The 23178-nt window shown below is 41.4% G+C and carries 23 protein-coding genes; 4 read left to right on the top strand and 19 right to left on the bottom strand.

The window, feature by feature from the left end:
* Nucleotides 1-12: 12 nt before the first annotated feature.
* The 17 genes from thiK to yceD all read right to left on the bottom strand — a co-directional run bounded on the left by thiK (nucleotide 13) and on the right by yceD (nucleotide 12982).
* The gene (thiK, locus tag BDD30_RS02850) at nucleotides 13-876 is read right to left on the bottom strand and encodes a thiamine kinase (protein WP_015833855.1); all 864 of its coding nucleotides are present in this window, start codon (nucleotides 874-876) and stop codon (nucleotides 13-15) included.
* Nucleotides 863-1432 (bottom strand): penicillin-binding protein activator LpoB, encoded by a 570-nt coding sequence (gene lpoB / locus BDD30_RS02855; protein WP_041381767.1) that lies wholly within the window; start codon nucleotides 1430-1432, stop codon nucleotides 863-865. Before lpoB ends, thiK begins: the two co-directional genes overlap by 14 nt.
* Before the next feature lie 128 nt (nucleotides 1433-1560).
* A complete protein-coding gene (locus BDD30_RS23400) occupies nucleotides 1561-1731 on the bottom strand; it encodes a hypothetical protein (RefSeq protein WP_170152937.1) in 171 nt (56 codons plus the stop codon).
* 2 nt (nucleotides 1732-1733) lie between these two features.
* Nucleotides 1734-2084 carry a purine nucleoside phosphoramidase gene (hinT, locus tag BDD30_RS02860; protein ID WP_015833853.1) on the bottom strand — a complete coding sequence of 117 codons (351 nt, stop codon included), beginning with the start codon at nucleotides 2082-2084 and terminating at the stop codon, nucleotides 1734-1736.
* Between the two features lie 196 nt (nucleotides 2085-2280).
* Nucleotides 2281-3066, bottom strand: a complete 786-nt coding sequence (locus BDD30_RS02865; protein ID WP_015833852.1) for a metal-dependent hydrolase — start codon at nucleotides 3064-3066, stop codon at nucleotides 2281-2283.
* A 30-nt stretch (nucleotides 3067-3096) separates the two neighbouring features.
* Nucleotides 3097-4080: a DNA polymerase III subunit delta' gene (holB, locus tag BDD30_RS02870; protein ID WP_015833851.1), complete on the bottom strand. Its 984-nt coding sequence runs from the start codon at nucleotides 4078-4080 to the stop codon at nucleotides 3097-3099.
* Nucleotides 4080-4718 (bottom strand): dTMP kinase, encoded by a 639-nt coding sequence (gene tmk, locus BDD30_RS02875; RefSeq protein WP_015833850.1) that lies wholly within the window; start codon nucleotides 4716-4718, stop codon nucleotides 4080-4082. Before tmk ends, holB begins: the two co-directional genes overlap by 1 nt.
* The gene (gene mltG, locus BDD30_RS02880; RefSeq protein WP_015833849.1) at nucleotides 4715-5740 is read right to left on the bottom strand and encodes an endolytic transglycosylase MltG; all 1026 of its coding nucleotides are present in this window, start codon (nucleotides 5738-5740) and stop codon (nucleotides 4715-4717) included. The genes tmk and mltG overlap by 4 nt, the downstream gene beginning before the upstream one ends.
* A 32-nt stretch (nucleotides 5741-5772) precedes the next feature.
* The gene (pabC, locus tag BDD30_RS02885) at nucleotides 5773-6597 is read right to left on the bottom strand and encodes an aminodeoxychorismate lyase (protein ID WP_015833848.1); all 825 of its coding nucleotides are present in this window, start codon (nucleotides 6595-6597) and stop codon (nucleotides 5773-5775) included.
* Between the two features lie 248 nt (nucleotides 6598-6845).
* Complete coding sequence (gene fabF, locus BDD30_RS02890; protein ID WP_015833847.1) at nucleotides 6846-8087, bottom strand: beta-ketoacyl-ACP synthase II; 1242 nt, start codon at nucleotides 8085-8087, stop codon at nucleotides 6846-6848.
* Nucleotides 8088-8161: 74 nt separating this feature from the next.
* A complete protein-coding gene (gene acpP / locus BDD30_RS02895; RefSeq protein WP_015833846.1) occupies nucleotides 8162-8398 on the bottom strand; it encodes an acyl carrier protein in 237 nt (78 codons plus the stop codon).
* 154 nt (nucleotides 8399-8552) lie between these two features.
* The gene (gene fabG / locus BDD30_RS02900) at nucleotides 8553-9287 is read right to left on the bottom strand and encodes a 3-oxoacyl-ACP reductase FabG (RefSeq protein WP_015833845.1); all 735 of its coding nucleotides are present in this window, start codon (nucleotides 9285-9287) and stop codon (nucleotides 8553-8555) included.
* 8 nt (nucleotides 9288-9295) lie between these two features.
* Nucleotides 9296-10228, bottom strand: coding sequence for an ACP S-malonyltransferase (fabD, locus tag BDD30_RS02905; RefSeq protein WP_015833844.1), 933 nt, complete (start codon nucleotides 10226-10228; stop codon nucleotides 9296-9298).
* 18 nt (nucleotides 10229-10246) lie between these two features.
* Nucleotides 10247-11200: a beta-ketoacyl-ACP synthase III gene (locus BDD30_RS02910; RefSeq protein WP_015833843.1), complete on the bottom strand. Its 954-nt coding sequence runs from the start codon at nucleotides 11198-11200 to the stop codon at nucleotides 10247-10249.
* Between the two features lie 6 nt (nucleotides 11201-11206).
* Nucleotides 11207-12244 carry a phosphate acyltransferase PlsX gene (plsX, locus tag BDD30_RS02915; protein WP_015833842.1) on the bottom strand — a complete coding sequence of 346 codons (1038 nt, stop codon included), beginning with the start codon at nucleotides 12242-12244 and terminating at the stop codon, nucleotides 11207-11209.
* A gap of 30 nt (nucleotides 12245-12274) precedes the next feature.
* The gene (gene rpmF / locus BDD30_RS02920) at nucleotides 12275-12445 is read right to left on the bottom strand and encodes a 50S ribosomal protein L32 (RefSeq protein ID WP_011147057.1); all 171 of its coding nucleotides are present in this window, start codon (nucleotides 12443-12445) and stop codon (nucleotides 12275-12277) included.
* A 12-nt stretch (nucleotides 12446-12457) separates the two neighbouring features.
* On the bottom strand, nucleotides 12458-12982 hold the full coding sequence (gene yceD / locus BDD30_RS02925; protein ID WP_015833841.1) for a 23S rRNA accumulation protein YceD: 525 nt from the start codon (nucleotides 12980-12982) through the stop codon (nucleotides 12458-12460).
* Nucleotides 12983-13124: 142 nt separating this feature from the next.
* Between yceD and BDD30_RS02930 the strand changes: the two genes are divergently transcribed.
* Nucleotides 13125-13715: a Maf family protein gene (locus tag BDD30_RS02930; protein WP_041381765.1), complete on the top strand. Its 591-nt coding sequence runs from the start codon at nucleotides 13125-13127 to the stop codon at nucleotides 13713-13715.
* Nucleotide 13716: 1 nt separating this feature from the next.
* Here BDD30_RS02930 and rluC read toward each other — a convergent pair whose 3' ends face one another.
* Nucleotides 13717-14676, bottom strand: coding sequence for a 23S rRNA pseudouridine(955/2504/2580) synthase RluC (gene rluC, locus BDD30_RS02935; RefSeq protein ID WP_015833839.1), 960 nt, complete (start codon nucleotides 14674-14676; stop codon nucleotides 13717-13719).
* A 559-nt stretch (nucleotides 14677-15235) separates the two neighbouring features.
* Between rluC and rne the strand changes: the two genes are divergently transcribed.
* Both rne and BDD30_RS02945 read left to right on the top strand, forming a co-directional pair.
* The gene (gene rne / locus BDD30_RS02940) at nucleotides 15236-18316 is read left to right on the top strand and encodes a ribonuclease E (protein WP_015833838.1); all 3081 of its coding nucleotides are present in this window, start codon (nucleotides 15236-15238) and stop codon (nucleotides 18314-18316) included.
* 162 nt (nucleotides 18317-18478) lie between these two features.
* On the top strand, nucleotides 18479-19111 hold the full coding sequence (locus tag BDD30_RS02945; RefSeq protein WP_015833837.1) for an SDR family oxidoreductase: 633 nt from the start codon (nucleotides 18479-18481) through the stop codon (nucleotides 19109-19111).
* 47 nt (nucleotides 19112-19158) lie between these two features.
* On the opposite strand, the gene tmaR is transcribed toward BDD30_RS02945, so the two are convergent.
* On the bottom strand, nucleotides 19159-19476 hold the full coding sequence (gene tmaR / locus BDD30_RS02950; RefSeq protein WP_015833836.1) for a PTS system regulator TmaR: 318 nt from the start codon (nucleotides 19474-19476) through the stop codon (nucleotides 19159-19161).
* A gap of 2215 nt (nucleotides 19477-21691) precedes the next feature.
* Here tmaR and sbcB point away from each other — a divergent pair.
* On the top strand, nucleotides 21692-23122 hold the full coding sequence (sbcB, locus tag BDD30_RS02965; protein WP_015833833.1) for an exodeoxyribonuclease I: 1431 nt from the start codon (nucleotides 21692-21694) through the stop codon (nucleotides 23120-23122).
* Nucleotides 23123-23178: the final 56 nt, after the last annotated feature.

Consider the following 23178-nt stretch of genomic DNA (forward strand, 5'->3'; position numbering starts at 1 on the left):
CAGCTTAATAGATTAAAACGCCAGACCAAAAGAGAGACGTAACCGCTGTGCTAATTCTAAAAATTGTCGATTACTGCTCTGTTTCCAACGCACTTCAAACCACATTAAAATCATATAATCAACCCAAGGTTGCCAACGTTTAATCTGATGTTCCAATAACGTTTGATCCGGGTATCCCAGTGGCTGACCACAATAATAGTTCAAAAACACCTGTTGCTGCGATTCATCCCAATGATTAGTCCGAAACAATGTTGCCAATGCAAACCCAATATCTGTATCCGCTGCATATTCCCAGTCAATAAGTTTTAGTCCCTGATGAGTATCAATTAAATTACCACAATGAACATCCATATGAACTGGTGACAATTTCAGTATTGATGGCATTGGCGAGGAGATAAAACGTTTATGTAGCCGTAACCAGCAAGGAGTGATGCGAGCTTTATCGATTTGCAACCACTGGCTTTCTAATTGATGCCGTAGCTGAAGCGGATAACCGAACAGAGGCTGACAATGCAAAGTGACCAATAGTGCCGACAATTTTTGCAAAAAATCAGGCTGAGAAAACTCATCTTGCCCAATGGCATAACCCGGCAACCATTCTAATAACAACCAGTGACGATCCATGGCGATCATTTGCGGAGCAATCTCTGCCCGACTGAGATGGCGCAGAATAGCCTTCTCACGTTGACGATTAACACCAAGTTGACTCCCTTGCTGCCCGTGCCTGCGACCGACAATATGGTATTCGCCATTAGTCGCGTAATGGCTTTCATTTGTCATACCGCTTAGCGGTCTTATCTTCCAATCGCTTGCTGTTGTATGAGGCCATTGTCTACACAATGCCTCCAACAAACACTCATGATTACTTAACGTCATCAACTCCTGACCAGAGAATCTCACCCGTTTGTACCAACATCAGTTGCATGACGATGTCACGCTTATCACTGTTACCTGAAACTATGGAATAGAGAACATAATCCACATTCAAATAGCGAGCCAGGCCAATAGCCTTACTACGTAATCCCAGACTGTCTTCTTCAGATAGCCCCAGAGATTGACGGGCGCTCTGCACCTGATTTTGAGAAACTAATTCAAAAACATTCTTGCTACTAACAGCTTGACGCAAAGCTTCTGTTGCTTGCGTGGTTTGCAGCACCCCGTTGGTATTGTTCTTTACCGTATCAATTAACAGTAACTTCCCGCTTCCCAACCCATCAGTCTTAACCATTTGTTCTACTAATGGTTGCATCGTTCCTTCCCAGTCAGTTATGCGCATTTTAGGCGGTTCTGGGACCTTATCAGGTGGTGATATCGGTTTTTCGTGTGGGGGCACAGGCACAACCGGAGTTGGAGGCTCAGGCTGCTGCGGTGGCAAGGATGGACAACCAGCCAACAACATGACCGATAGTGCTACAAAAATAATTCTTTTCATCAACCTATTCCAATTACAGAGTTAGAAAACGGATAAATTCCTGCTGTGACACCAGCAATTAATTATCAACTCAACCCAGTAACAAAACCAGTAGCGTTTATTTAAATATCCAGGGTCATCTGAAGTCACTATTCCCCGGATATCTGCCTATACCCGTTATCTTTCAAGTTGCCTCTTTGTTGGCTGCACTCACTCACCCCGGTCACATAGTTCTCTATGCTCCCGGGGATTCGCTCCCTTGCCGTCGCGATGCATCTTGAAATCCATTGGGTATATATAAATAAATATGGATGCTTCACATTTACTTCGCCAGTAGCGGCCCCAAATGACGACCACCCACCAAATGCATGTGGATATGGTATACTTCCTGCCCTGCATGGCGGTTACAGTTCATAATTAAACGATATCCATCTTCTGCAATACCTTCTTGTTCAGCAATTTTTGCAGCAACCGTCATTATTCTCCCCAGCGCTAATTCATGCTCTGGCTTCACATCATTCACCGTTGGGATCAAAACATTTGGAATAATCAGAATATGCGTCGGTGCCTGTGGAGAAATATCACGAAATGCAGTGACCAAATCGTCCTGATAAACAATATCAGAAGGTATTTCACGACGGATAATTTTACTGAAAATAGTTTCTTCTGCCATCACATTTTCCTTTTATTTAAACAACACCAAGAGCTATAAATGCTTATATACCCTTCATCCTTCAAGTTGCTGCTTTGTTGGCTGCTTTCTCTCACCCCAGTCACAGAGTTATCTATGCTCCTGGGGATTCGTTCACTTGCCGCCGCGCTGCAACTTGAAATCTATTGGGTATAAACCATAAGTTTAAGCTGGTAGATCAGTTTTTATATACTTCAACATGAAATAGATCACAGAAATTCTGCGTGGTAACTTTAGCCATTTCCTCAATACTTACGCCTTTGAGCACAGCCATATATTCCGCTACATCACGCACGTATGCAGGCTGATTTTCTTTGCCACGATGTGGCACTGGCGCAAGATAAGGAGAATCAGTTTCAATCAAAATACGATCTAACGGTACATATCTTGCCGCTTCACGAATTTGTTCTGCATTACGGAAAGTCACAATCCCAGAGAATGAAATATAGAAACCTAAATCCAGTAATTCTTTGGCGGTATCTTTATCTTCGGTAAAACAGTGTAAAACACCACCACATTCTTGTGCATGTTCTTCACGCAATACCCTCAAAGTATCATCACGAGCACTACGGGTATGAACAATAACAGGCTTATTAAGTTTACGGCCAATACGAATATGTTCACGAAATGAAGTTCGCTGTAGTTCAGCGTTATCTTGTTGATAATAATAATCCAACCCAGTTTCACCCAGAGCAACAACTTCATTGCCGCCAGCTAAATGAGCCAGTTCATCAAAATCATAGCCTTCATCCAAATTAAGTGGATGAATACCACAGGAAAACACAATATTCTCCCGTTCACCAATCAAAGTTTTCATTTGCCGGAAACCGGGTAGCGTAGTCGCTACTGCCAGCATAAATTTCACCTCTCGATCTGCCGCTTTTATAACAACATCATCCACATCTTTATGTAGATTTTCATAATCAAGACAATCGAGATGACAGTGTGAATCAACTAACAACATATTAAACTCGTATACAAAAAGATTTCAGGGTTATGAATTAAACTGTTTTTCCCAATTGAGCAATTGCTCTGTTAGTAACAGCTCCCAGTTTACGCCCACTACTGAAAGTAGCTGATGACGACAATATGTCCAATCATTAATATTTTGTAGTAAAACAGCAGTAGTATGCATAGAACTCAATTGATAAATCAGCGTTTGTTGATCCTGATTGATACAATAACTCTGCGCCTGCCGCTGCCACTTAACCGCATCAAGTAATAAGCTGATAAGCCAATGAAGACATTGCGGCGCATTTTCGTGATTTAATCGGGGCAAAAGTGACAAAGCATCGCGTTTATCCAACGCCTGTTCAATAGCCTGACAAAACTGTTTCCGTATCTGCCATTGTTCCGGTTGTAGTAACTGCTCTGCCGCAATAGGCGCTCCTTGAGACAGCTTCAAAGCCGTCATTGCATCGTTCGGAGAAATTGAAGGCAACTGTTTTTGCAACCAATAAAGAGTGCCCTCCGCCTTGGGTACAGGGAGAAAATAATAAAAACAACGGCTGCGTAAAGTTGCCAGAAGGCTAGTTGGCTGCTGGCATTCCAAAAGAAAATAGGTACATTCCGGCGGTTCTTCCAACGTTTTCAATAATGCATTGGCAGCTGCATCTGTCAAACCTTCAGCTGAAGGTAACCAAACAATTTTTACACCGCCTTGCTGGGAACGGCGATAAAGTGTTTCCGTAATCTGACGTACCATTTCAACACCGATACTGGTTTTACCCTTTTCCGGTGACATAATATGCCAATCTGGATGAGTTTCTGCCATCATCAGACGGCAACTATGACACTTCCCACAACTTTTCATCTCCTGTTTATTCTGGCACATCAACCAACGGCTTAATCCATATATCAATACATCAGCCCCTGTTCCTGCATTAGCATGAAGCAATAAAGCGTGATGGCCGCGGCCTTGCTGATGAGACTCCACCAATTGACGATATGCCTGACTAAGCCATGGATACCAGTTCATTAGCAATTTTCCTGCTGTTTCAACCATTGCTCAAGTACCTGGCAAATATCTGCTTGTACCCGATCTATTGGTTGGGAAGCATCAACTGTCACAATACTCTTATCCTGCGATGCAAATTCCAGATAACAACTACGAGTACGATCAAAGAAATCCATCGACTCCTTTTCAATTCTGTCTAATTCTCCACGCTGGCAAGCTCGTAACAAACCAATTTGAGGAGGAAGATCGAGATAAATAGTCAAATCGGGACGAAAACTACCAAGGACAGTATTACGCAGCGAGGTCATCAAATTTTTATCAATACCACGCCCTCCTCCCTGATAAGCCTGAGAAGAAAGATCGTGACGATCACCGACAACCCATGCACCACGAGCCAAAGCAGGTTTAATCACATTTTCCACCAACTGAACCCTGGCTGCATATAACATCAGTACTTCTGCTTTATCCGTTAAAGGTTCATCTTCAATGCCTTGCTTAATCAACTCACGCAGTTTTTCTGCCAGCGGTGTTCCTCCCGGTTCTCGGGTAAAAACTAAATCTTGAATACCGTGCTGCTTCAATAGTTCAACGACCGTTTTCATCGCTGAGGTTTTTCCGGCACCTTCCAGCCCTTCAATAACAATAAATTTGCTGTTCATTTGCCTTGTCTTAATCCCTGACGGTAAATATTCACCGCCCTGTTATGTGCAGCCAGATTGGTCGTAAAAGTATGGCCACCTTTACCATCCGCCACAAAATAAAGAAATTCAGTTTTTGCTGGATGCGCAGCAGCTTTTATTGAAGCAAGACCGGGCATGGCAATCGGGGTTGGTGGTAAGCCATTAATCATATAAGTATTGTATGGCGTCAATGTGGTTAAATCTTTGCGGAAAATAGTGCCTCTATATTTCTCACCTAAACCATAGATCACCGTCGGATCAGTTTGTAGCCGCATATTCATCCGCAAGCGGTTAATAAATACAGAAGCAACTTTTGTTCTCTCCGCTTCAACACTTGTTTCTTTCTCAATTATCGACGCCATGATTAACATTTCATGAGCATTTTTATAGGGCAAATCTTTAGCTCGACCTTTCCATTCCTCTTCCAGCGTCATTTTCATCTGTCGGTATGCCCGTTTCAGTAACGCTATATCGCTGGTACCCGCTGTATACAGATAGGTATCAGGATAGAGCCACCCTTCTAAAGTATCAGTATCCTTGATCCCCAGAATCTCAGCTAATTCCTGAGTACTTTTATCATCCAGTTCATGCTTAAGATACTCAGATTGCTGTAGTATTTTCCACCAATCAGACAAACGACTGCCTTCAACAAAACGGACCGTGAATTGAGCCTCTTTACCACTGGAGAATAATTGCAACATTTCCCGCAAAGTCATTTCTCGTGTCAATTGGTAAGTACCTGCTTTAAACTCGGCAAGTTTTGGCTCTAGCCTTAATAACCAAGGGAAAATATGACTATCTTTAATCAAACTATCCTGAACCAGTAATGCTTCCAAACCATGACGGCCAATACCTGTTGGCAGGGTAAATATTCGATCCTGTTTAATTGCGAGTGTTTGATCCGCAAATTTTTCAACTTTTTTATAACCAGCATAAAGTAATAATGCTACCGTAAAGATTATCGAAGCCAATAAGGCAAAAAGGTATTTTTTCCGTTTCATCAATTAATCTAATCACCTAAACACAGCGTAAATTACAATTTCAGACATTCAGGAAGCAAATATTCATACAGTTCCCTTGACTGATATTTCCATGCAGGCCGATTTTCATGCACCTGAATTTCGCTGACAGGTATCACCGGCATTAAAGAATTACAGACTATCACCTCGTCTGCACATGCCAATGTCTCAGGATAATGGTTTATACAAGAAAGGTCATAATCACTTTCTAATAGTAACTGCATTATTCTTTCCCGCATCACGCCCTCAACGCCACAGTTCTGCAAGTCAGGAGTATACACATCTTTCCCTTTACGCCAGAAAATGTTTGCAGTACAACATTCGATCAAGAAACCATTTGTATCAAGTACCAAAGCTTCATCGGCATTTGATTTTTCGATAAACGATTTAATCAATACTTGTTCCAATCGGTTAAGATGTTTAATTCCAGCAAGATAGGGGTTTATCCCCATAGGTATTGGACTAAGTACTAAAGAAAGACCTTTCTCGCGCTGTCTCAGATAGCGTTCAGGATAAGGACTAAGAAACAAAATCTGATTTGGTTGTGTAAATCCTTGAGTGCTGTAACCACGCCCCCCAGTTCCACGGGAAAGGATAACTTTGAGTACTCCTTGTTCAGAAGTAGAAGCAATCTGCTTTATATGGCTTTCAAGCTGTTGCCAATCAGGTTGTGGAAGATATAACTTTTCAACGCCTTTTTGTAATCTTTTAATATGCAATGACAACAAGGCGACTTGTCCTTGTTCTATTTTTGCTGTTGTGAAACAACCATCACCAAATTGAACTGAACGATCATTTACAGGCAAATAGTCACACGGCTCTCCATTAATCCAATACATATGATTTTATTCTTAATTACTCAAAAAAGGCATTTCAGCTAACCTATCAAGAAGAAGTATCATAGTATATAGCTGTTATGAGTGCAAAAGTGCCCGCAGAAAATGAAGCCGCGATAAAAAAGCCCCAATAATTATCAAGTTATTGGAGCTTTTTATACTCTATCGCCTTAAAGTTTTTACAAAACTATGCTTAATGGGATCTCAACCGGCACGTATTTGTAACATCAGGCTTTACAGATCAATAAAGTTTATATCTTACGAAAAATCAGTGAACCGTTCGTACCACCAAAGCCGAAAGAGTTACATAATGCATATTCCATACTTTCTACTTTACGGGATTCGTTAGGAACAAAATCCAGACGGCAATTTTCATCCTGATTTTCCAGATTGATAGTTGGTGGAACAATCTGATCACGCAGCGCCAAAATTGTGAAAATAGATTCCACTGCACCAGCAGCACCCAGCAAATGACCAGTCATTGACTTGGTTGAACTGACTAAAACATCAGTGCCTTCACCAAATACTGCTTCGACGGCGTGGGCTTCCGCTAAGTCACCCGCTGGTGTTGAAGTACCGTGTGCATTGATATATCCGACTTGTTCAGTGGTAATACCAGCATCTTTTAAAGCATTTTCCATCGCTAACGCAGCACCAGCACCATTTTCTGGTGGCGACGTCATATGGTAGGCATCACTGCTCATACCAAAACCTACGATTTCTGCATAAATCTTCGCACCACGTTTCTTCGCGTGCTCGTACTCTTCCAGTACCAAGATACCTGCACCGTCCCCCAGAACAAAACCATCACGGCCTTTATCCCATGGGCGGCTTGCACTCTGAGGATCATCGTTACGGGTAGACAAAGCACGGGCAGCAGCAAATCCACCAACGCCCAGAGGAGTGCTGGCTTTTTCCGCGCCACCTGCCAACATAATGTCAGCATCATTGTAAGCAATAATACGAGCTGCATGACCGATATTATGTACACCTGACGTACATGCTGTAGCAATAGAAATGCTTGGGCCACGTAAACCGTAAATAATACTCAGATGACCTGCTACCATATTTACAATCGTAGAAGGCACAAAGAATGGACTGATCTTACGGGGACCATTAGCCACCAGTGCGCCATGATTTTCCTCAATAAGACCCAAACCACCAATACCAGAACCAATAGCAGCACCAAAACGACTAGCATTGGCTTCTGTTACTTCGATTCCAGAATCTTCAATGGCTTGCATACCTGCTGCAATACCATATTGAATGAAATCATCCATTTTTCGCGCATCTTTGCGCGAAATATTAAAATCTTCATGATTAAAATCTTTAACCAGACCAGCAAATTTAGTTGCATGGTGACTGGTGTCAAAATGGTCAATCAGGCTGATACCACTCTGTCCGGCACAAACAGCTTTCCAAGAAGATTCAGCTGTATTACCGACAGGAGATAACATGCCTAGTCCGGTCACCACTACTCGACGCTTAGACACGCTTATCCTCCAGGGAGGGAAATAGATTTAGGGCAGAAACATAGGCGGTCGAATGACCGCCTAGGTGTGTTCACTTATTTGCTTTCGTTCTGGACGTAATCAATAGCTGCCTGAACTGTAGTGATTTTTTCTGCTTCTTCGTCTGGAATCTCAATATCAAACTCTTCTTCCAGAGCCATTACCAGTTCAACTGTGTCAAGAGAATCAGCGCCCAAGTCATCAACAAAAGAAGCTGAGTTGACAACTTCTTCCTCTTTAACACCAAGCTGTTCAACGATGATTTTTTTAACGCGTTCTTCAATAGTGCTCATGCTATTAAATTTCCTATCAAAATTCGCTTTCGCGATGGTTTTCGTAGTTTATAAAATACAGGAAAAGATGCAACCAAATCCCGGCTGGTCGAACCACAATCTTGCTCTATTTTGCGTTATTTAACACAAAAAATGCAACTGGTTCGCTCATTTTTTAGCTCATATACATGCCGCCATTGACATGTATTGTTTCACCTGTGATGTAGGCCGCTTCATCAGAAGCTAAGAAAGCCACAGCACTGGCAATTTCTTTCACATCCCCAAGTCGTTTAGTCGGTATGTCCTTCGAAAAGCTTTCTAACTGCTCATCTGGCAATGCTCTAAGCATATCAGTTTCGATAAGCCCTGGCGCGACAACGTTAACCGTTATACCACGGGAAACAACTTCACGAGCCAATGTTTTACTGAAACCAATAAGCCCGGCTTTCGCTGCCGCATAACTCGCTTGACCAGGGTTACCTATTGCTCCAACAACAGAACCGATAGAAATGATACGGCCATAACGTTTTTTTATCATAGAACGCATTGCCGCTTTTGACATACGGAAAACGGAAGAAAGATTAGTGTCAATAACATTTTGCCACTCATCATCCTTTATGCGCATCACCAAGTTATCACAAGTAATACCGGCATTATTAACTAATATGTCAATTTCACCAAACTCTGTACGAATGGTAGACATAACCTGTTCAATGGATTCCTGATCAGTAACATTCAGTACAAGCCCCTTGCCCTTCTCACCAAGGTAAGCACTGATGACCTCAGCGCCTTTTTCACTCGTTGCTGTACCAATAACACAGGCTCCACGTTCAGCGAATAACTCAGCAATTGCACGACCGATTCCACGGCTAGCACCTGTTACCAGTGCAATTTTTCCATCTAATTTCATGTTATTCCTCAATTATTTTCCAATGCGGTTGCTAATGAAATTGTGTCATTAACCGCTGCTGCGCTTAAAGTATCGACAATTCGTTTGGTTAAACCTGTCAAAACCTTACCTGGCCCTATTTCTAATAGCTGCCCGACACTCTGTCCAGCAATAAATTCAACTGTTTCTGTCCAACGAACAGGATTATAGAGTTGTCGTACCAGTGCATCACGGATAGCTTCAGCAGATTGTTCTATTTTCACATCAACATTGTTTACCACTGGGAACTGAGGATGACTAAATTCAATTCCGTTCAAAACAATTGCCAACTTATCTGCGGCTGGTTTCATCAGTGCACAATGAGATGGTGCACTGACCGCCAAAGGCAACACACGTTTCGCTCCTGCGGCTTTGCATGCAACGCCAGCACGCTCTACAGCCTCTTTCTCACCTGCAATAACAACCTGTCCAGGTGAATTAAAGTTAACAGGAGAAACAATCTGCCCCTGAGCTGCTTCTTTACAGGCTCTGTCAATAGATTCATTATCCAAGCCAATAATTGCATACATTGCACCAGTGCCTTCGGGCACAGCTTCTTGCATCAATTTGCCACGCAGTTCAACAAGTTTAATGGCTTGTTTGAAATCAATGACACCTGCGCAAACCAGTGCAGAATATTCACCCAGGCTATGTCCTGCCATCAGTGCTGGCGCTTTTCCACCTTTTTCCTGCCAAATCCGCCAAATAGCAACTGAAGCTGCCAGTAACGCGGGTTGGGTTTGCCATGTTTTATTCAGTTCTTCTGCCGGCCCCTGCTGAACCAAGGTCCAAAGATCATATCCCAGCACATCAGATGCTTCAGCAAAAGTGTGTTCCACAACTGGGAACTCTGCGGCCAAATCGGCCAACATACCAAGGGATTGAGAACCTTGGCCAGGAAATACCATTGCAAATTCAGACATGTTCATTTTCCTGTCAAATTAAAAACGTATCAGTGCTGAACCCCAGGTAAGACCCCCACCAAAAGCTTCAATCAAAATCAACTGACCACGCTTAATCCGGCCGTCGCGCACCGCCTCATCAAATGCAGTGGGTACCGATGCCGCGGAAGTATTACCATGACGATCCAACGTCACTACCACTTTATCCATAGTCATATGTAACTTTTTAGCTGTCGCGGCGATAATACGCAAGTTAGCCTGATGAGGTACCAGCCAATCCAATGCACTATGCGATAAGTTATTTGCTTCTAGTGTTTCATCAACCAGATTAGCCAGTTCACGGACTGCGATTTTAAATACTTCATTACCAATCATGCTGGCATATGCTGGTTCTTCCCGATTCTGACGATCTTGATGAGGCAACACCAACAATTCACCATAACCACCGTTTGCATGAAGGTGAGTTGAAAGAATCCCAGGTTCATCAGAGGCACCCACTATCATCGCACCCGCTCCATCACCAAACAGGACAAGTGTTCCTCGATCTTCTGGATCAAGTGTTCTGGTAATAGAATCAGAACCAATAACCAACGCATATTTTGCAGCACCGGTCTTAATAAACTTGTCAGCAATGCCTAGTGCATAAGCAAAACCAGAGCAAGCAGCGGAAATATCAAAAGCAGCTGAATTTTGGGTCCCCAACATGTACTGAATTTGGCACGCAGAACTAGGGAAAGCATGACTGGATGAAGCCGTTGCCACAATGATTAAATCAATCTGATCCTTATCAATGCCCGACATTTCAATTGCTCTTTCAGCAGCCCTAAAACCCATGATTGCAACAGTTTCATCATTGGTAGCAATACGACGTTCACGAACACCCGTGCGGGTAACAATCCACTCGTCAGAGGTATCCACCATTTTTTCTAAATCGGCATTAGTGCGTACTTGCGCAGGCAGATAACTACCTGTACCTAAAATTTTTGTATACATGTATGTTCAGTCACTCTTGGGTAATGCTGTTTCCAGGCGTGCAGCGATTCTATCAGGAACCTGCCTTTCAACGGCCTGAACAGCCTGTTCGATTGCGGCTTTAAACGCATGTTCATTAGCCGCCCCATGGCTTTTGATTACTATTCCATATAATCCTAACAGACATGCGCCATTATATTGGTCAGGGTTCAAGTGACCGAAGCGTTTTGTCATCCGTTTTTGCAACCACTTCTTGACTATCTTCAACAACCAGGAAAATTGTTTCTTTTGCCCATCCGATGACTTAAGCAGGGATAAAATAACCCTGATTGCTCCTTCCATCGTTTTCAACGTTACGTTACCTGCGAAGCCGTCACACACCAATACATCAGTTTCACCTGTTAGCAATTGATCGCCTTCTAGATAACCAATGTAATTCATTGTTGAAATGCTTTTTAAAATAGTGGCGGCTTCGCGGATATTATCAAGCCCTTTACTCTCTTCCGTTCCAATGTTGAGTAATGCTACCCGAGGATTAGCTACACCGACGACTTCCTCTGCCATGACTGAACCCATAATGGCGAATTGCACGAGCATACAGCTATCGCAACTAACATTGGCCCCCAAATCTAATACCACGGTACTCTGCTGTTTCAGATTTGGTAATACTGTCATCAAAGCAGGTCTTTCGATGCCATCAATAGATTTTAGCATCAATTTGGCCAACCCCATCAATACTCCTGTATTCCCTGCACTGACACACGCCTGCGCCTTACCAGATTTAACTAAATCCAGTGCAACACGCATTGATGTTCCTCGACTAGCACGAATTGCCTGCGACAGTTTAGCATCATTAGCCACAACCAGTTCAGCAGGTACTACTTGCAAACGACTGAGCAGCTCAGCATTGGCATTTACAAGCAAAGGAGAAATGATATCGGGAAGCCCAACTAACAATAATTTCAATTTTGGATTAGATGCCAGTGCCTGCAATGCAGCAGGCACCGTAACGCGAGGACCAAAGTCCCCGCTCATGGCATCTAACGCTAAAGTCAGATTAGTCAAGGTATCTACTTGCTAAATGACTAGCGGAGATTATTTGTTGATGACCTTGCGGCCACGGTAGTAGCCATCAGCAGTCACATGGTGACGCAGGTGAGTCTCACCAGAAGTTTTGTCTACAGATAATAATGGTGCAGTCAGTGCATCATGAGAACGACGCATACCACGTTTAGAACGAGTTGGTTTATTCTGTTGTACGGCCATTGACCTTACTCCTTAAGTACTTTTCTTTAAGCTGGCTAATACGGCAAATGGGTTTGGTTTTTCAGCCTCTGGAGGTAACTCACCAAACACCATTTCCGCGTCGGACACTTCACAGTGTTCAGAATCATGTACCGGAACCACCGGCAGAGAAAGAATTATTTCATCTTCAATCATCGCCAGCAAATCTATTTCGCCAAATTCATCAACGTCAATTGGCTCATATTCTTCCGGTAATGCTTCAACCTGTTCATCATTGACGACCGGGCTAAAACAATATGTTATGTGAACGTGATGGCTGAAATTACCGCCACAACGCTGGCACTCAAGAGTGACATCCACATCAGAATGCCCCCGCACAACTGCCAGACGTTGATTATCTATCTGAAACGATAAAACGCTGTCTACATCATTGTCCACGCTAACCACAGATTCCGCTATACGCAAAACTTGCTCAGGTGAATAACTACCTGTGTAGTCTAATCGTTTCTGAGCTGCGCGAAGCGCATCAATGGTCAGGGGTAATTTTACCTTTTGCATAAGGCGCGCATATTATCTTTGTAATGAGATATAGTCAAAGAAAAAGGCCACACATCTGCACCTTTCCACCAAATATTCGCTTATTAAGCAATGCTTAGTTTAAAATGCCTACAATTATTTCGCCATGTATTTTAGAAAAATTATGACACAAATCATTTTAGCTTCCACATCTGTTTACCGCCGTATGTTACTGGAAAAACTTCATCTACCCTTTATATGCGTGACGCCCATGGTGAATGAAACACCGCAAGTTAATGAAAACGCGGAACAACTCGTTATGCGTCTGGCACAAACTAAAGCACAGTCATTACAAGCAAAATATTCTCAGCATTTAATTATTGGTTCTGATCAAGTTTGTGTTATTAACAACAAGATTACCGGCAAACCACACAGTTTCGAAAATGCATTTAAACAATTACGACAAGCCAGTGGCCATTGCGTCACCTTTTATACAGGTATTTCTCTCTTTAATAGCAAAACAGGGGTCACAGATACCCGTTGTGAATTATTCAATGTTCATTTCAGGGAACTAACTAATGATGAAATCTGGGCTTATTTGAAAGCAGAAGAACCTCTTAATTGTGCCGGCAGCTTTAAAAGCGAAGGATTAGGGATCACTTTATTTGAACGTCTTGAGGGGAAAGATCCGAATACGCTGATCGGCTTACCATTAATTACACTGACTGAACTATTAATCCGCCAGGGGATAAATCCTCTGACGGCTACATGTTAATTTAATTACGTACAGTTTGACGCAACATTTTTATGCAAGAGTATAATTGTCCATCCATCGGTGCTTCAAGACGTAATGTCTCCCCTGTCGAAGGATGGGTAAATTTCAACGCACTAGCATGTAAAAATAGGCGATTGAGGCCCGTATCTGATAGCTGCGAATCAAAAGTCTTGTCGCCATAACGATCATCAAAAGCAATCGGATGACCCACATATTGAGCATGAACACGTATTTGATGGGTCCGGCCTGTTATTGGACTGGCCCTCACTAGCGTTGCATTGGTAAAGCGCTCTTCTATTTTAAAGCGTGTTTCAGAAGGTTTGCCTTCACCACTCACTTTCACAATCCGTTCACCGCTTTGCAAGATATTTTTCAGTAATGGTGCCTGAACAACCTTACAATGTGATTGCCATTGTCCCCGCACCAAAGCCAAGTAATCCTTCTGCATCTGTTTGAGCCGTAATTGTTCATGCAAGGCTCGTAAAACTGAGCGTTTCTTCGCAATCAATAAAATTCCAGACGTATCACGATCTAAACGGTGAACCAGCTCAAGAAATTTTGCCTCCGGGCGTAAAACCCGCAACCCTTCAATAACACCAAAACTTAAACCGCTGCCTCCATGCACAGCTGTACCGGAAGGTTTATTAATCACCAGAATATAGTCGTCTTCATATAAGATACAGCCATCCAGTGCAGCCACTTTATGCAGTTTAGCTGAAACCGCTATCTCTTGCCGTTCTGCAACCCGAACAGGCGGAATTCTAACTACATCCCCCGCAGATAATTTATACTCAGGTTTTACCCTGCCTTTATTTACCCGGACTTCGCCCTTACGTACAATCCGGTAAATCATGCTTTTAGGAACACCCTTCAAACGCGCTAATAAAAAGTTATCAACGCGTTGTCCAGCCTCATCGTCATCAATAGTGACAAATTGTACAATTTGATTATTCGTTTTCATGATAGAGATTCTAATTACCACTCAAGCGAAGCGCTACCCATTTTTAAATATGAATAAAAATCACGCATACTTTCCGCCTGTAGCCTTTTCCTCTTTAAGACTAAAGACCAAATATTAACTATTTATTCATATTTCATCAGAAAAAGCTCTTAAAGACATAAAGTCACCTTGCTATCACCCCAACAGCAATGGAATAATGCGCAAGCACCATCAGTTTTTTAATTCTGGATGGCGAAGTTGAATGTTTGTTCTTTGTTTGATTGCACAAAAACGCAGCAATGGCGTAAGACGTACTGGGGAATCAAATAATTAGCGGGCTACGGGTAGCAGCTTACTGGAATTGGACTAAATCTGCTTCATTTATATTTGTGGATTATTCCTGGGAAAGAGTGCTGTTTTTTAAGTGAAAATTCAGGCTCACCGAAAATATGCGTCTCTATACAAACGACAACCGGGAGGTTGGCGGATTTGTAAAAGACACGAGACCGTCGGTTACTAGTAGCTCATCTATATTTGCCCGTAGCTCTATAACTAATGTAAAAATAATGAGTAAGTTACAATGAAAAGAATGCTAATCAACGCAACTCAACAAGAAGAGTTGCGTGTTGCTCTGGTTGATGGGCAACGCCTTTATGATTTGGATATCGAAAGTCCAGGACACGAGCAAAAAAAAGCAAATATCTACAAAGGTAAAATCACCCGAATTGAACCTAGTCTGGAAGCCGCTTTTGTTGACTATGGTGCTGAAAGGCATGGTTTCCTTCCTATTAAAGAAATAGCCCGCGAATACTTCCCTAATAACTACCATCCCCATGGTCGCCCTAATATCAAAGATGTTCTGAAGGAAGGCCAGGAAGTTATCGTTCAAGTCGATAAAGAAGAACGTGGTAATAAAGGGGCTGCATTAACAACATTTATCAGTTTGGCTGGTAGTTATCTGGTTCTAATGCCTAATAATCCCCGCGCTGGCGGTATTTCTCGCCGCATCGAAGGTGATGACCGCACAGAACTGAAAGAAGCCTTGGCATCTTTAGAAGTACCGGAAGGCATGGGGCTAATTGTTCGTACCGCTGGCGTCGGTAAATCCGCAGAAGCCCTACAGTGGGATTTGTCATTCCGTCTCAAACACTGGGAAGCTATCAAAAAAGCTGCCGAAAGTCGCTCAGCTCCATTCTTAATCCATCAGGAAAGCAATGTTATCGTCCGTGCTTTTCGTGACTATCTACGACCAGACATTGGTGAAATATTAATCGACAATCCCAAGATTCTCGACCTGGCTCGCCAACATATCACTGCGCTTGGCCGCCCGGATTTCACTAGCAAAATCAAACTATACAGTGGCGAAGTTCCTCTATTTAGCCATTATCAGATTGAATCACAGATTGAATCTGCGTTTCAGCGTGAAGTTCGCCTACCATCAGGTGGTGCCGTAGTTATCGATACCACAGAAGCGTTAACAGCGATTGATATTAACTCTTCCCGTGCAACACGCGGAGGTGATATTGAAGAGACCGCTTTTAACACTAATCTCGAAGCCGCAGATGAAATTGCCCGTCAGTTACGTTTGCGTGACTTAGGTGGCCTGATTGTTATCGACTTTATCGATATGACACCAGTACGTCATCAACGCGAAGTAGAAAACCGCCTGCGTGATGCAGTCCGTCAAGATCGTGCTCGTATCCAGATTGGTCGTATTTCCCGCTTTGGCCTGCTGGAAATGTCCCGTCAGCGTTTGAGTCCATCACTGGGTGAATCCAGTCATCACGTTTGTCCGCGTTGCAGCGGCACCGGTACTATTCGTGATAACGAATCTTTATCGTTGTCCATCTTACGTCTGATTGAAGAAGAAGCTCTGAAAGAGAACACGCATCAAGTACATGCTATTGTTCCGGTACAAATTGCGTCATATCTGTTAAACGAAAAACGCCAAGCGGTCAGTGCAATCGAACGTCGTCAGGGAGATGTTGGTGTAGTGATCGTTCCTAACGATCAAATGCAAACCCCGCACTTCTCTGTTCTACGCGTGCGTAAAGGTGAAGAAGTTTCTACCTTGAGTTATCTACTGCCTCAGTTTCATGAAACTGGCGCGGCAAATCCTCAAGAAGATATTCAACCAGAACGTAAACGTCCAGAGCAACCAGCTATCTCTGCTTTTGCTTTACCAACTGATGCGCCAGCCCAGGCCCAGCAACCATCAAATAAAGCAAAAGAGAAAAAACCTAACCAACCTACTCAGGTTAAAACGGAACAACCTAGTCTATTAAGTCGTTTCTTGACTGCCTTGAAGAAAATATTCAGCACAGAAGAAGAAACGGTACAAAGAAAAGACAATAAACCGTCTGGGAATGATAATCGCCGCTCTTCTGAGCGACGAAATCAGCGCCGCCAACATTCACGTAAAGATCGTGATGATAATAACCTACGTGATGAGCAACGTAATAACCGTGATCGTGACGAACCACGGAAAAATCGTAATACTCAACAGAAAAATGGTGTTCAGGACAACAACCCCGTGAATACGGCTGCTCGTGAAACCCAGCAACAGCAACGCCGTGAGCAACGTGCAGAACGTCAACGCCGTCGTCAGGAAGAAAAACGTCACCAGCAACAACTTGAAGCCAATAAACCAGACGTCGTTGAGCATGAAGTTGAAGAATGCCTACCGGTTATTCCTCGCCGTCAGCGCCGTCAGCTTGAGCAAAAAATCCGTATCACCGATGAAGTGAAAGAAACTACAGTTGTCACTTCCTTGCCGCAGCCAGTACCTGTTATCACGGAAGAACAATTACCAATATCAATTGAAACAACACAGGTTGAAACAGTTCAGCCACAACAATCGTCTGAAAATAAAGAGCAACAAGACAATGTTATGCCGCGTCGCTCCCGCCGCTCACCTCGTCATCTACGTGTCAGTGGTCAGCGCCGTCGTCGTTACCGTGATGAAAGGAATCTGCTTCAATCACCGGTGCCATTGTCTATGGCGGTTGCCTCACCGGAAATGGCTTCTGGCAAAGTTTGGGTTCGCTATCCAGTGGTTCCTATCTCTAACGATATTTCTGAGAAAACTTTTGAGTCTGAGCAACAAGTCGTTGAGCAACAGAATAAGTCTCTACCAATGATAGTGACAGAAACAGCACCGACAATGGTAATTGCAACAGAGTTTGAACAAACCATCGCTGACTTGCCTAAGGTGGAAGAAGTATCCGTAGCTTATGCTGCTCAGGACGAAATCAGACCAGAAGCAACTATTACAGAAGAAAATAACGTTGTTTTGCAACAAACTGCATCAGTACAGCAAGAATCAACAGTAATTGAATCTGTTGCAATAACACCAATTACTACTGAATTCGAACAACAAACTCAGGCAGAAGAAATTATTGTTCCTAAAGAAATTTCAGCAGTGGCTACTGTTGAAGAAAGTGAAACTGAAACAATTAAACAACCTGTTTCTATCGTCAAAAGTCATTATGCTTATGCACCAATGACCAGAGCACCAGCCCCAGAGATGACTGAACAATTTATTGTTATCAACGAGTGGCAACGGCCTTCTTCAAATTTCGAAGGGAAAGGAGGCGCTGGAGGCCATTCCGCGACTAACACAGCCACTTCTCCGATGGCTAAACCTCAATCTTTTGAATAACAACATTATTTAATATGCGCAGAATGGCTCTTTTTTGGGAGCCATTTTTTTTTGCTACTCGACCCACAAAAACCCTCACTATTAATTTTATTCCACCTACATAAGGTTTAGATTGCACGGCTACCATCCTATCGATTTATTATTTAATCTGGAGAATATTCTATGAAACCGTGGCTTATTTTTGGTGCAGGTAGTGGGATTGGACGCCACTTAGTCGCTATCGCATTGCAACAAAAACGCCCCGTAATTGCACTTATCCGCAATTCCCAACAAGCTTGCGAGCTTAGCGATTTAGGTGTCAGAGTGATACACGGTGATGCCTGTGATGCAGGAAATGTTGAACAAGCAGTTCAAAATGCAGGCTCACAAGCAATTGTGTTTTCTACTATTGGTGGGATTGATTCAGATCTCCTGGGTAATACAACTATCATTGATGCTATTGAAAAAGCAGGAATAACGCGTATGTTACTCGTCACATCAATAGGTTGTGGAGAAAGCTGGAAAACCCTGTCACCCAGAGCCAAATCATTATTTGGTCAGTCTGTCAGACGTAAATCAATGGCAGAAAGCTACCTTCAGACCAGTTCTCTGAATTATACAATTATTCGCCCAGGTGGATTAACAGACAAACCAGGAACAGGCCATTGCCAGCGATATCAAAATGATATTCATGGTGTGGTAAGTCGCAAAGATGTTGCACATGAACTGGCCGTAATGGCTGAAGAAGAATCTTCACACCAGCAGATTTATGCCTTGGTTGATCCAGAACTTAAACCTGATTGGGCTATTGCATAATCGATCAAGGAATAACCACGCATTAATGCGTGGTTATCTGATGATATTTACTTAAGCTCGCCTATGGTCTTAAGTTTTTTGGACAATTCACGGCGCTCTTTGGAGAGATCCGCATTTTTAATGATGTAATCGTCTATACGGTCCTCATAGTCATTACGCATATTCATAATAATGTTCTGGATATCCTCAATTGACATACCCGGCTTGATGTATTCACTCAGGTTATCAAGCAATAAAACACGTTTCTGGTTGTCACGTATTTTCTTTTCATTGTCTGCGATTTCGCGCTGTAATTTATTCTTACGACGAAACATACGCACAAACTCCAACACATTCTGAAATGACGGCTTATTTACATTGTCCATTTTCTTACCTTTATTCAACTTAGACATACAGATTATAATCTAATTACACAATACAGGTTAAAACCATTAATAGACAAGCTAGTTTCTATTCTTTATTGATTTTAATTGGTTACAGAAACCTATCAGTTTTTTGCTGAAAATTTCAGCATACTGACTGTTCGAAGAAAACTGTCTGCTACAAATGAATAACAAACAATCAATCCTTCTCTGAGAGAAACCCAAGTTTTTTCTTCCTTCATCTCTCCATTTCTTACCACAACAGCTCTTAAGCATGATAAACGCTATAACTGTCTGAAAACCAAGTTATAGATCTATTGGAAGAAAAAATTCTACACTAATAAGTGACAATTAACTCCATTCCTATGTCATAAAAATCAGAAAATTAAATAAAAAAGTATAAAATTAATTATCCATTCTTTCAGAAATTAAAATAATTTAATAAATCATTTAAAAACCAACAGAATAAAAAATTAATCACATAAAATATCATTATTAAAACTTTAAATAAGAGATAAATATCCCCCACAGCATCCTATACCCAATAGATTTCGAGTTGCAGCGCGGCGGCAAGTGAACGAATTCCAGGAGCATAGATAACTATGTGACTAGGGTGAGTGAAAGAAGCAACTTGAAGGATGAAGGGTATATATATTTTCAAAATGAACACGTCATAAAGTCTTCTATAAAATAAATTTAAAAAATTAGTTTAAATAAAAAACCATCACAAAAGAAACAAATATTAGTTTATTAGTTTATTAGTTTATTAGTTTATTAGTTTATTAGTTTATTAGTTTATTAGTTTATTAGTTTATTAGTTTATTAGTTTATTAGTTTATTAGTTTATTAGTTTATTAGTTTATTAGTTTATTAGTTTATTAGTTTATTAGTTTATTAGTTTATTAGTTTATTAGTTTATTAGTTTATTAGTTTATTAGTTTATTAGTTTATTAGTTTATTAGTTTATTAGTTTATTAGTTTATTAGTTTATTAGTTTATTAGTTTATTAGTTTATTAGTTTATTAGTTTATTAGTTTATTAGTTTATTAGTTTATTAGTTTATTAGTTTATTATTTAAATCCCTTACAAAAACCACCATGTTTGTGATATTTATCTTAATAATAAAATAAAAAATTCCTTATTTCTGAAACATAATTAAAATTGACGAAAAACATAACGACGACCAGGTTAAGTGATGAAAAGAATTCCTTTTGATTTAGATGGTTATGAAATTTCCTTTGGCCATGCACGTAGAACTAAGATTCCGATCATAAAAATAACCCATCCCAGAAATGGCCTTTCTATTAGACCATTCTATAGTGTCAATAGAGCTAATTTGCTTGAAAGAATTCAGTACGAGACGGGTTTAAGCAATCAATATATTGAGTCCATTAATCAGCATTTTCAGGAGTTGAATTATCCTTAATAAACCAGACATACCGGGAACCTATATCCTGCCATTCTGTTTAATACCTTGTTTGCTGGTGAGATTACCTACATAATCCATCAGCAAAAGACATCAGCCCAAATTTTACTCTAGAGCTGAAATCAATTAGCGTTGTAATCGATTATATATAAATTATCACTTACTGGAATAACCTGCATTTTTCTTTTATTTTTTCCGTTATATAGTAAAGAAACGCAGAAAATGCAAAATATATACCCGAAACTATCGCATACTGATATTAGTTTCCCATGTTGGCATCAATGTAAAATAAACCCATAACTGAAAATACACTCAGCACACCAATTATTCCCTACATTATATAATCACAACATTCATTAATATCCTTATGATTTCCACTGGCATTTATCTAATCTCTCGGTGAATTCATCAAATATTTCATTAAATAAACCCGATCTTATTCATACACTTTCAGAACTCTGATATATGGTTCTATTCTGCCTTTAACCCTAAATAATGCTAAGCATTCTTCTAGCCTTAAGTTGCATCTTAATTACACATATCAATGTATTCGCCTCAGATTAATAGATAATCCATCTCAGTATTGGATGAAAGGGAGCAAAAACGAGCTCATCAATACCTAATAGCGTTCCAATCATGGTGCAGAAAGCGAGAAAATATGTATACAATATTGCAATTGCTTGGATTCTCTAAGATAGTAGCAACAATTATTCACATTTTTGGACAAAATATCATTTACCGCCTAAAAAGCAGAAAAAACAAATAATTAACATGATTGGATATTGAACAACAGTGAAAAACAGCAACGAACAACCCACCTTCTACATTCATGACTACGAAACTTTCGGTAAACACCCAGCATTAGACAGACCTGCCCAGTTTGCCGGTGTCCGTACTGATATGGATTTCAATATCATTGAAGATCCGTTAGTTATTTACTGTTCTCCTGCTGATGACTATCTCCCTCAGCCAGAAGCGGTCATGATTACAGGAATTACGCCTCAAGTTGCATTAGAAAAAGGTATCAACGAAGCGGAATTTGCCCGCAAAATTCATAATGTATTCAGTGTGCCGAACTGTTGTATCCTCGGTTATAACAATATTCGGTTTGATGACGAAGTTAGCCGGAATATTTTTTACCGCAATTTTTATGATCCATACGCTTATAGCTGGCAAAAAGGTAATTCCCGTTGGGATTTACTTGATGTATTACGTGCCTGTTATGCCCTACGTCCCGAAGGTATTATCTGGCCAGAAAATGACGATGGTCTGCCCAGTTTTAAACTAGAACATCTGACCAAAGCAAATGGTGTTGAGCATTCACATGCTCATGATGCTATGTCCGATGTTTACGCCACAATTGCAATGGCAAAATTGCTTAAAAAAGCACAACCGCGGATGTTCGATTATTTCTTTCAGTTAAGAAATAAACAAAAAATCAGCAATCTCATCGATATCCCCCAAATGAAACCATTAGTTCATGTTTCTGGTATGTTTGGCGCTGCGCGTAGTAATACCAGTCTGGTTGCTCCTCTTGCATGGCATCCGATAAACCGGAATGCCGTTATTATGTGCGATCTGGCAGGAGACATTTCACCATTGCTGGAACTGGATGCAGATGCCTTACGTGAACGCCTGTACACCCGTCATGATGAATTACTGCCAGATCAACCACCAGCCCCTGTTAAACTGGTCCACATTAATAAGTGCCCGATAATCGCACCTGATAATACCTTACGAGCAGAAGACGCTGAACGTCTTGGGCTGGATCGTGATCATTGTGAAAAAAATCTGGCTATTCTACGAAATAATCCACAAATCAGAGAAAAAGTTGTCGAACTGTTTGCTCAGGCCGAACCTTTCCCTGAATCAGATAATGTTGACGCTAAGCTGTATGATGGCTTCTTTAGTGATGCAGATAAAACAGCGATGAATATTATTCGTGAAACACTACCGCAAAATTTACCTGCTTTAGATCTGACTTTCCAAGATCCGAGAATTAAGACACTGTTATTTCGCTATCGTGCCAGAAATTACCCTTCTACTCTAACTTATGATGAACAACAACGCTGGCTGCGCCATCGTCAGGACGTATTAACCCAAGATAAGCTCAGTGAATATATCTTTATTATTGAGCAGCTCTTTATTGAACACCAAAGCAATGAAGAAAAATGTCGTCAACTTAAAACACTGATGGAATATGCCGTAAAACTAGCTGGATAATCAAACTGATAGTAGACAAACATAGATCGGCGAGTAACTCATACTCGCCCTCCTCT

Source organism: Photorhabdus asymbiotica (genome assembly GCF_003634575.1).
GTDB classification, from domain to species: domain Bacteria; phylum Pseudomonadota; class Gammaproteobacteria; order Enterobacterales; family Enterobacteriaceae; genus Photorhabdus; species Photorhabdus asymbiotica.

Coding starts and splice junctions, on each gene's coding strand:
- thiK (WP_015833855.1), bottom strand. CDS start 876: ATGACGTTAAGTAATCATGAGTGTTTGTTGGAGGCATTGTGTAGACAA.
- lpoB (WP_041381767.1), bottom strand. CDS start 1,432: ATGAAAAGAATTATTTTTGTAGCACTATCGGTCATGTTGTTGGCTGGT.
- hinT (WP_015833853.1), bottom strand. CDS start 2,084: ATGGCAGAAGAAACTATTTTCAGTAAAATTATCCGTCGTGAAATACCT.
- BDD30_RS02865 (WP_015833852.1), bottom strand. CDS start 3,066: ATGTTGTTAGTTGATTCACACTGTCATCTCGATTGTCTTGATTATGAA.
- holB (WP_015833851.1), bottom strand. CDS start 4,080: ATGAACTGGTATCCATGGCTTAGTCAGGCATATCGTCAATTGGTGGAG.
- tmk (WP_015833850.1), bottom strand. CDS start 4,718: ATGAACAGCAAATTTATTGTTATTGAAGGGCTGGAAGGTGCCGGAAAA.
- mltG (WP_015833849.1), bottom strand. CDS start 5,740: ATGAAACGGAAAAAATACCTTTTTGCCTTATTGGCTTCGATAATCTTT.
- pabC (WP_015833848.1), bottom strand. CDS start 6,597: ATGTATTGGATTAATGGAGAGCCGTGTGACTATTTGCCTGTAAATGAT.
- acpP (WP_015833846.1), bottom strand. CDS start 8,398: ATGAGCACTATTGAAGAACGCGTTAAAAAAATCATCGTTGAACAGCTT.
- fabG (WP_015833845.1), bottom strand. CDS start 9,287: ATGAAATTAGATGGAAAAATTGCACTGGTAACAGGTGCTAGCCGTGGA.
- fabD (WP_015833844.1), bottom strand. CDS start 10,228: ATGTCTGAATTTGCAATGGTATTTCCTGGCCAAGGTTCTCAATCCCTT.
- BDD30_RS02910 (WP_015833843.1), bottom strand. CDS start 11,200: ATGTATACAAAAATTTTAGGTACAGGTAGTTATCTGCCTGCGCAAGTA.
- rpmF (WP_011147057.1), bottom strand. CDS start 12,445: ATGGCCGTACAACAGAATAAACCAACTCGTTCTAAACGTGGTATGCGT.
- yceD (WP_015833841.1), bottom strand. CDS start 12,982: ATGCAAAAGGTAAAATTACCCCTGACCATTGATGCGCTTCGCGCAGCT.
- BDD30_RS02930 (WP_041381765.1), top strand. CDS start 13,125: ATGACACAAATCATTTTAGCTTCCACATCTGTTTACCGCCGTATGTTA.
- rluC (WP_015833839.1), bottom strand. CDS start 14,676: ATGAAAACGAATAATCAAATTGTACAATTTGTCACTATTGATGACGAT.
- rne (WP_015833838.1), top strand. CDS start 15,236: ATGAAAAGAATGCTAATCAACGCAACTCAACAAGAAGAGTTGCGTGTT.
- BDD30_RS02945 (WP_015833837.1), top strand. CDS start 18,479: ATGAAACCGTGGCTTATTTTTGGTGCAGGTAGTGGGATTGGACGCCAC.
- tmaR (WP_015833836.1), bottom strand. CDS start 19,476: ATGGACAATGTAAATAAGCCGTCATTTCAGAATGTGTTGGAGTTTGTG.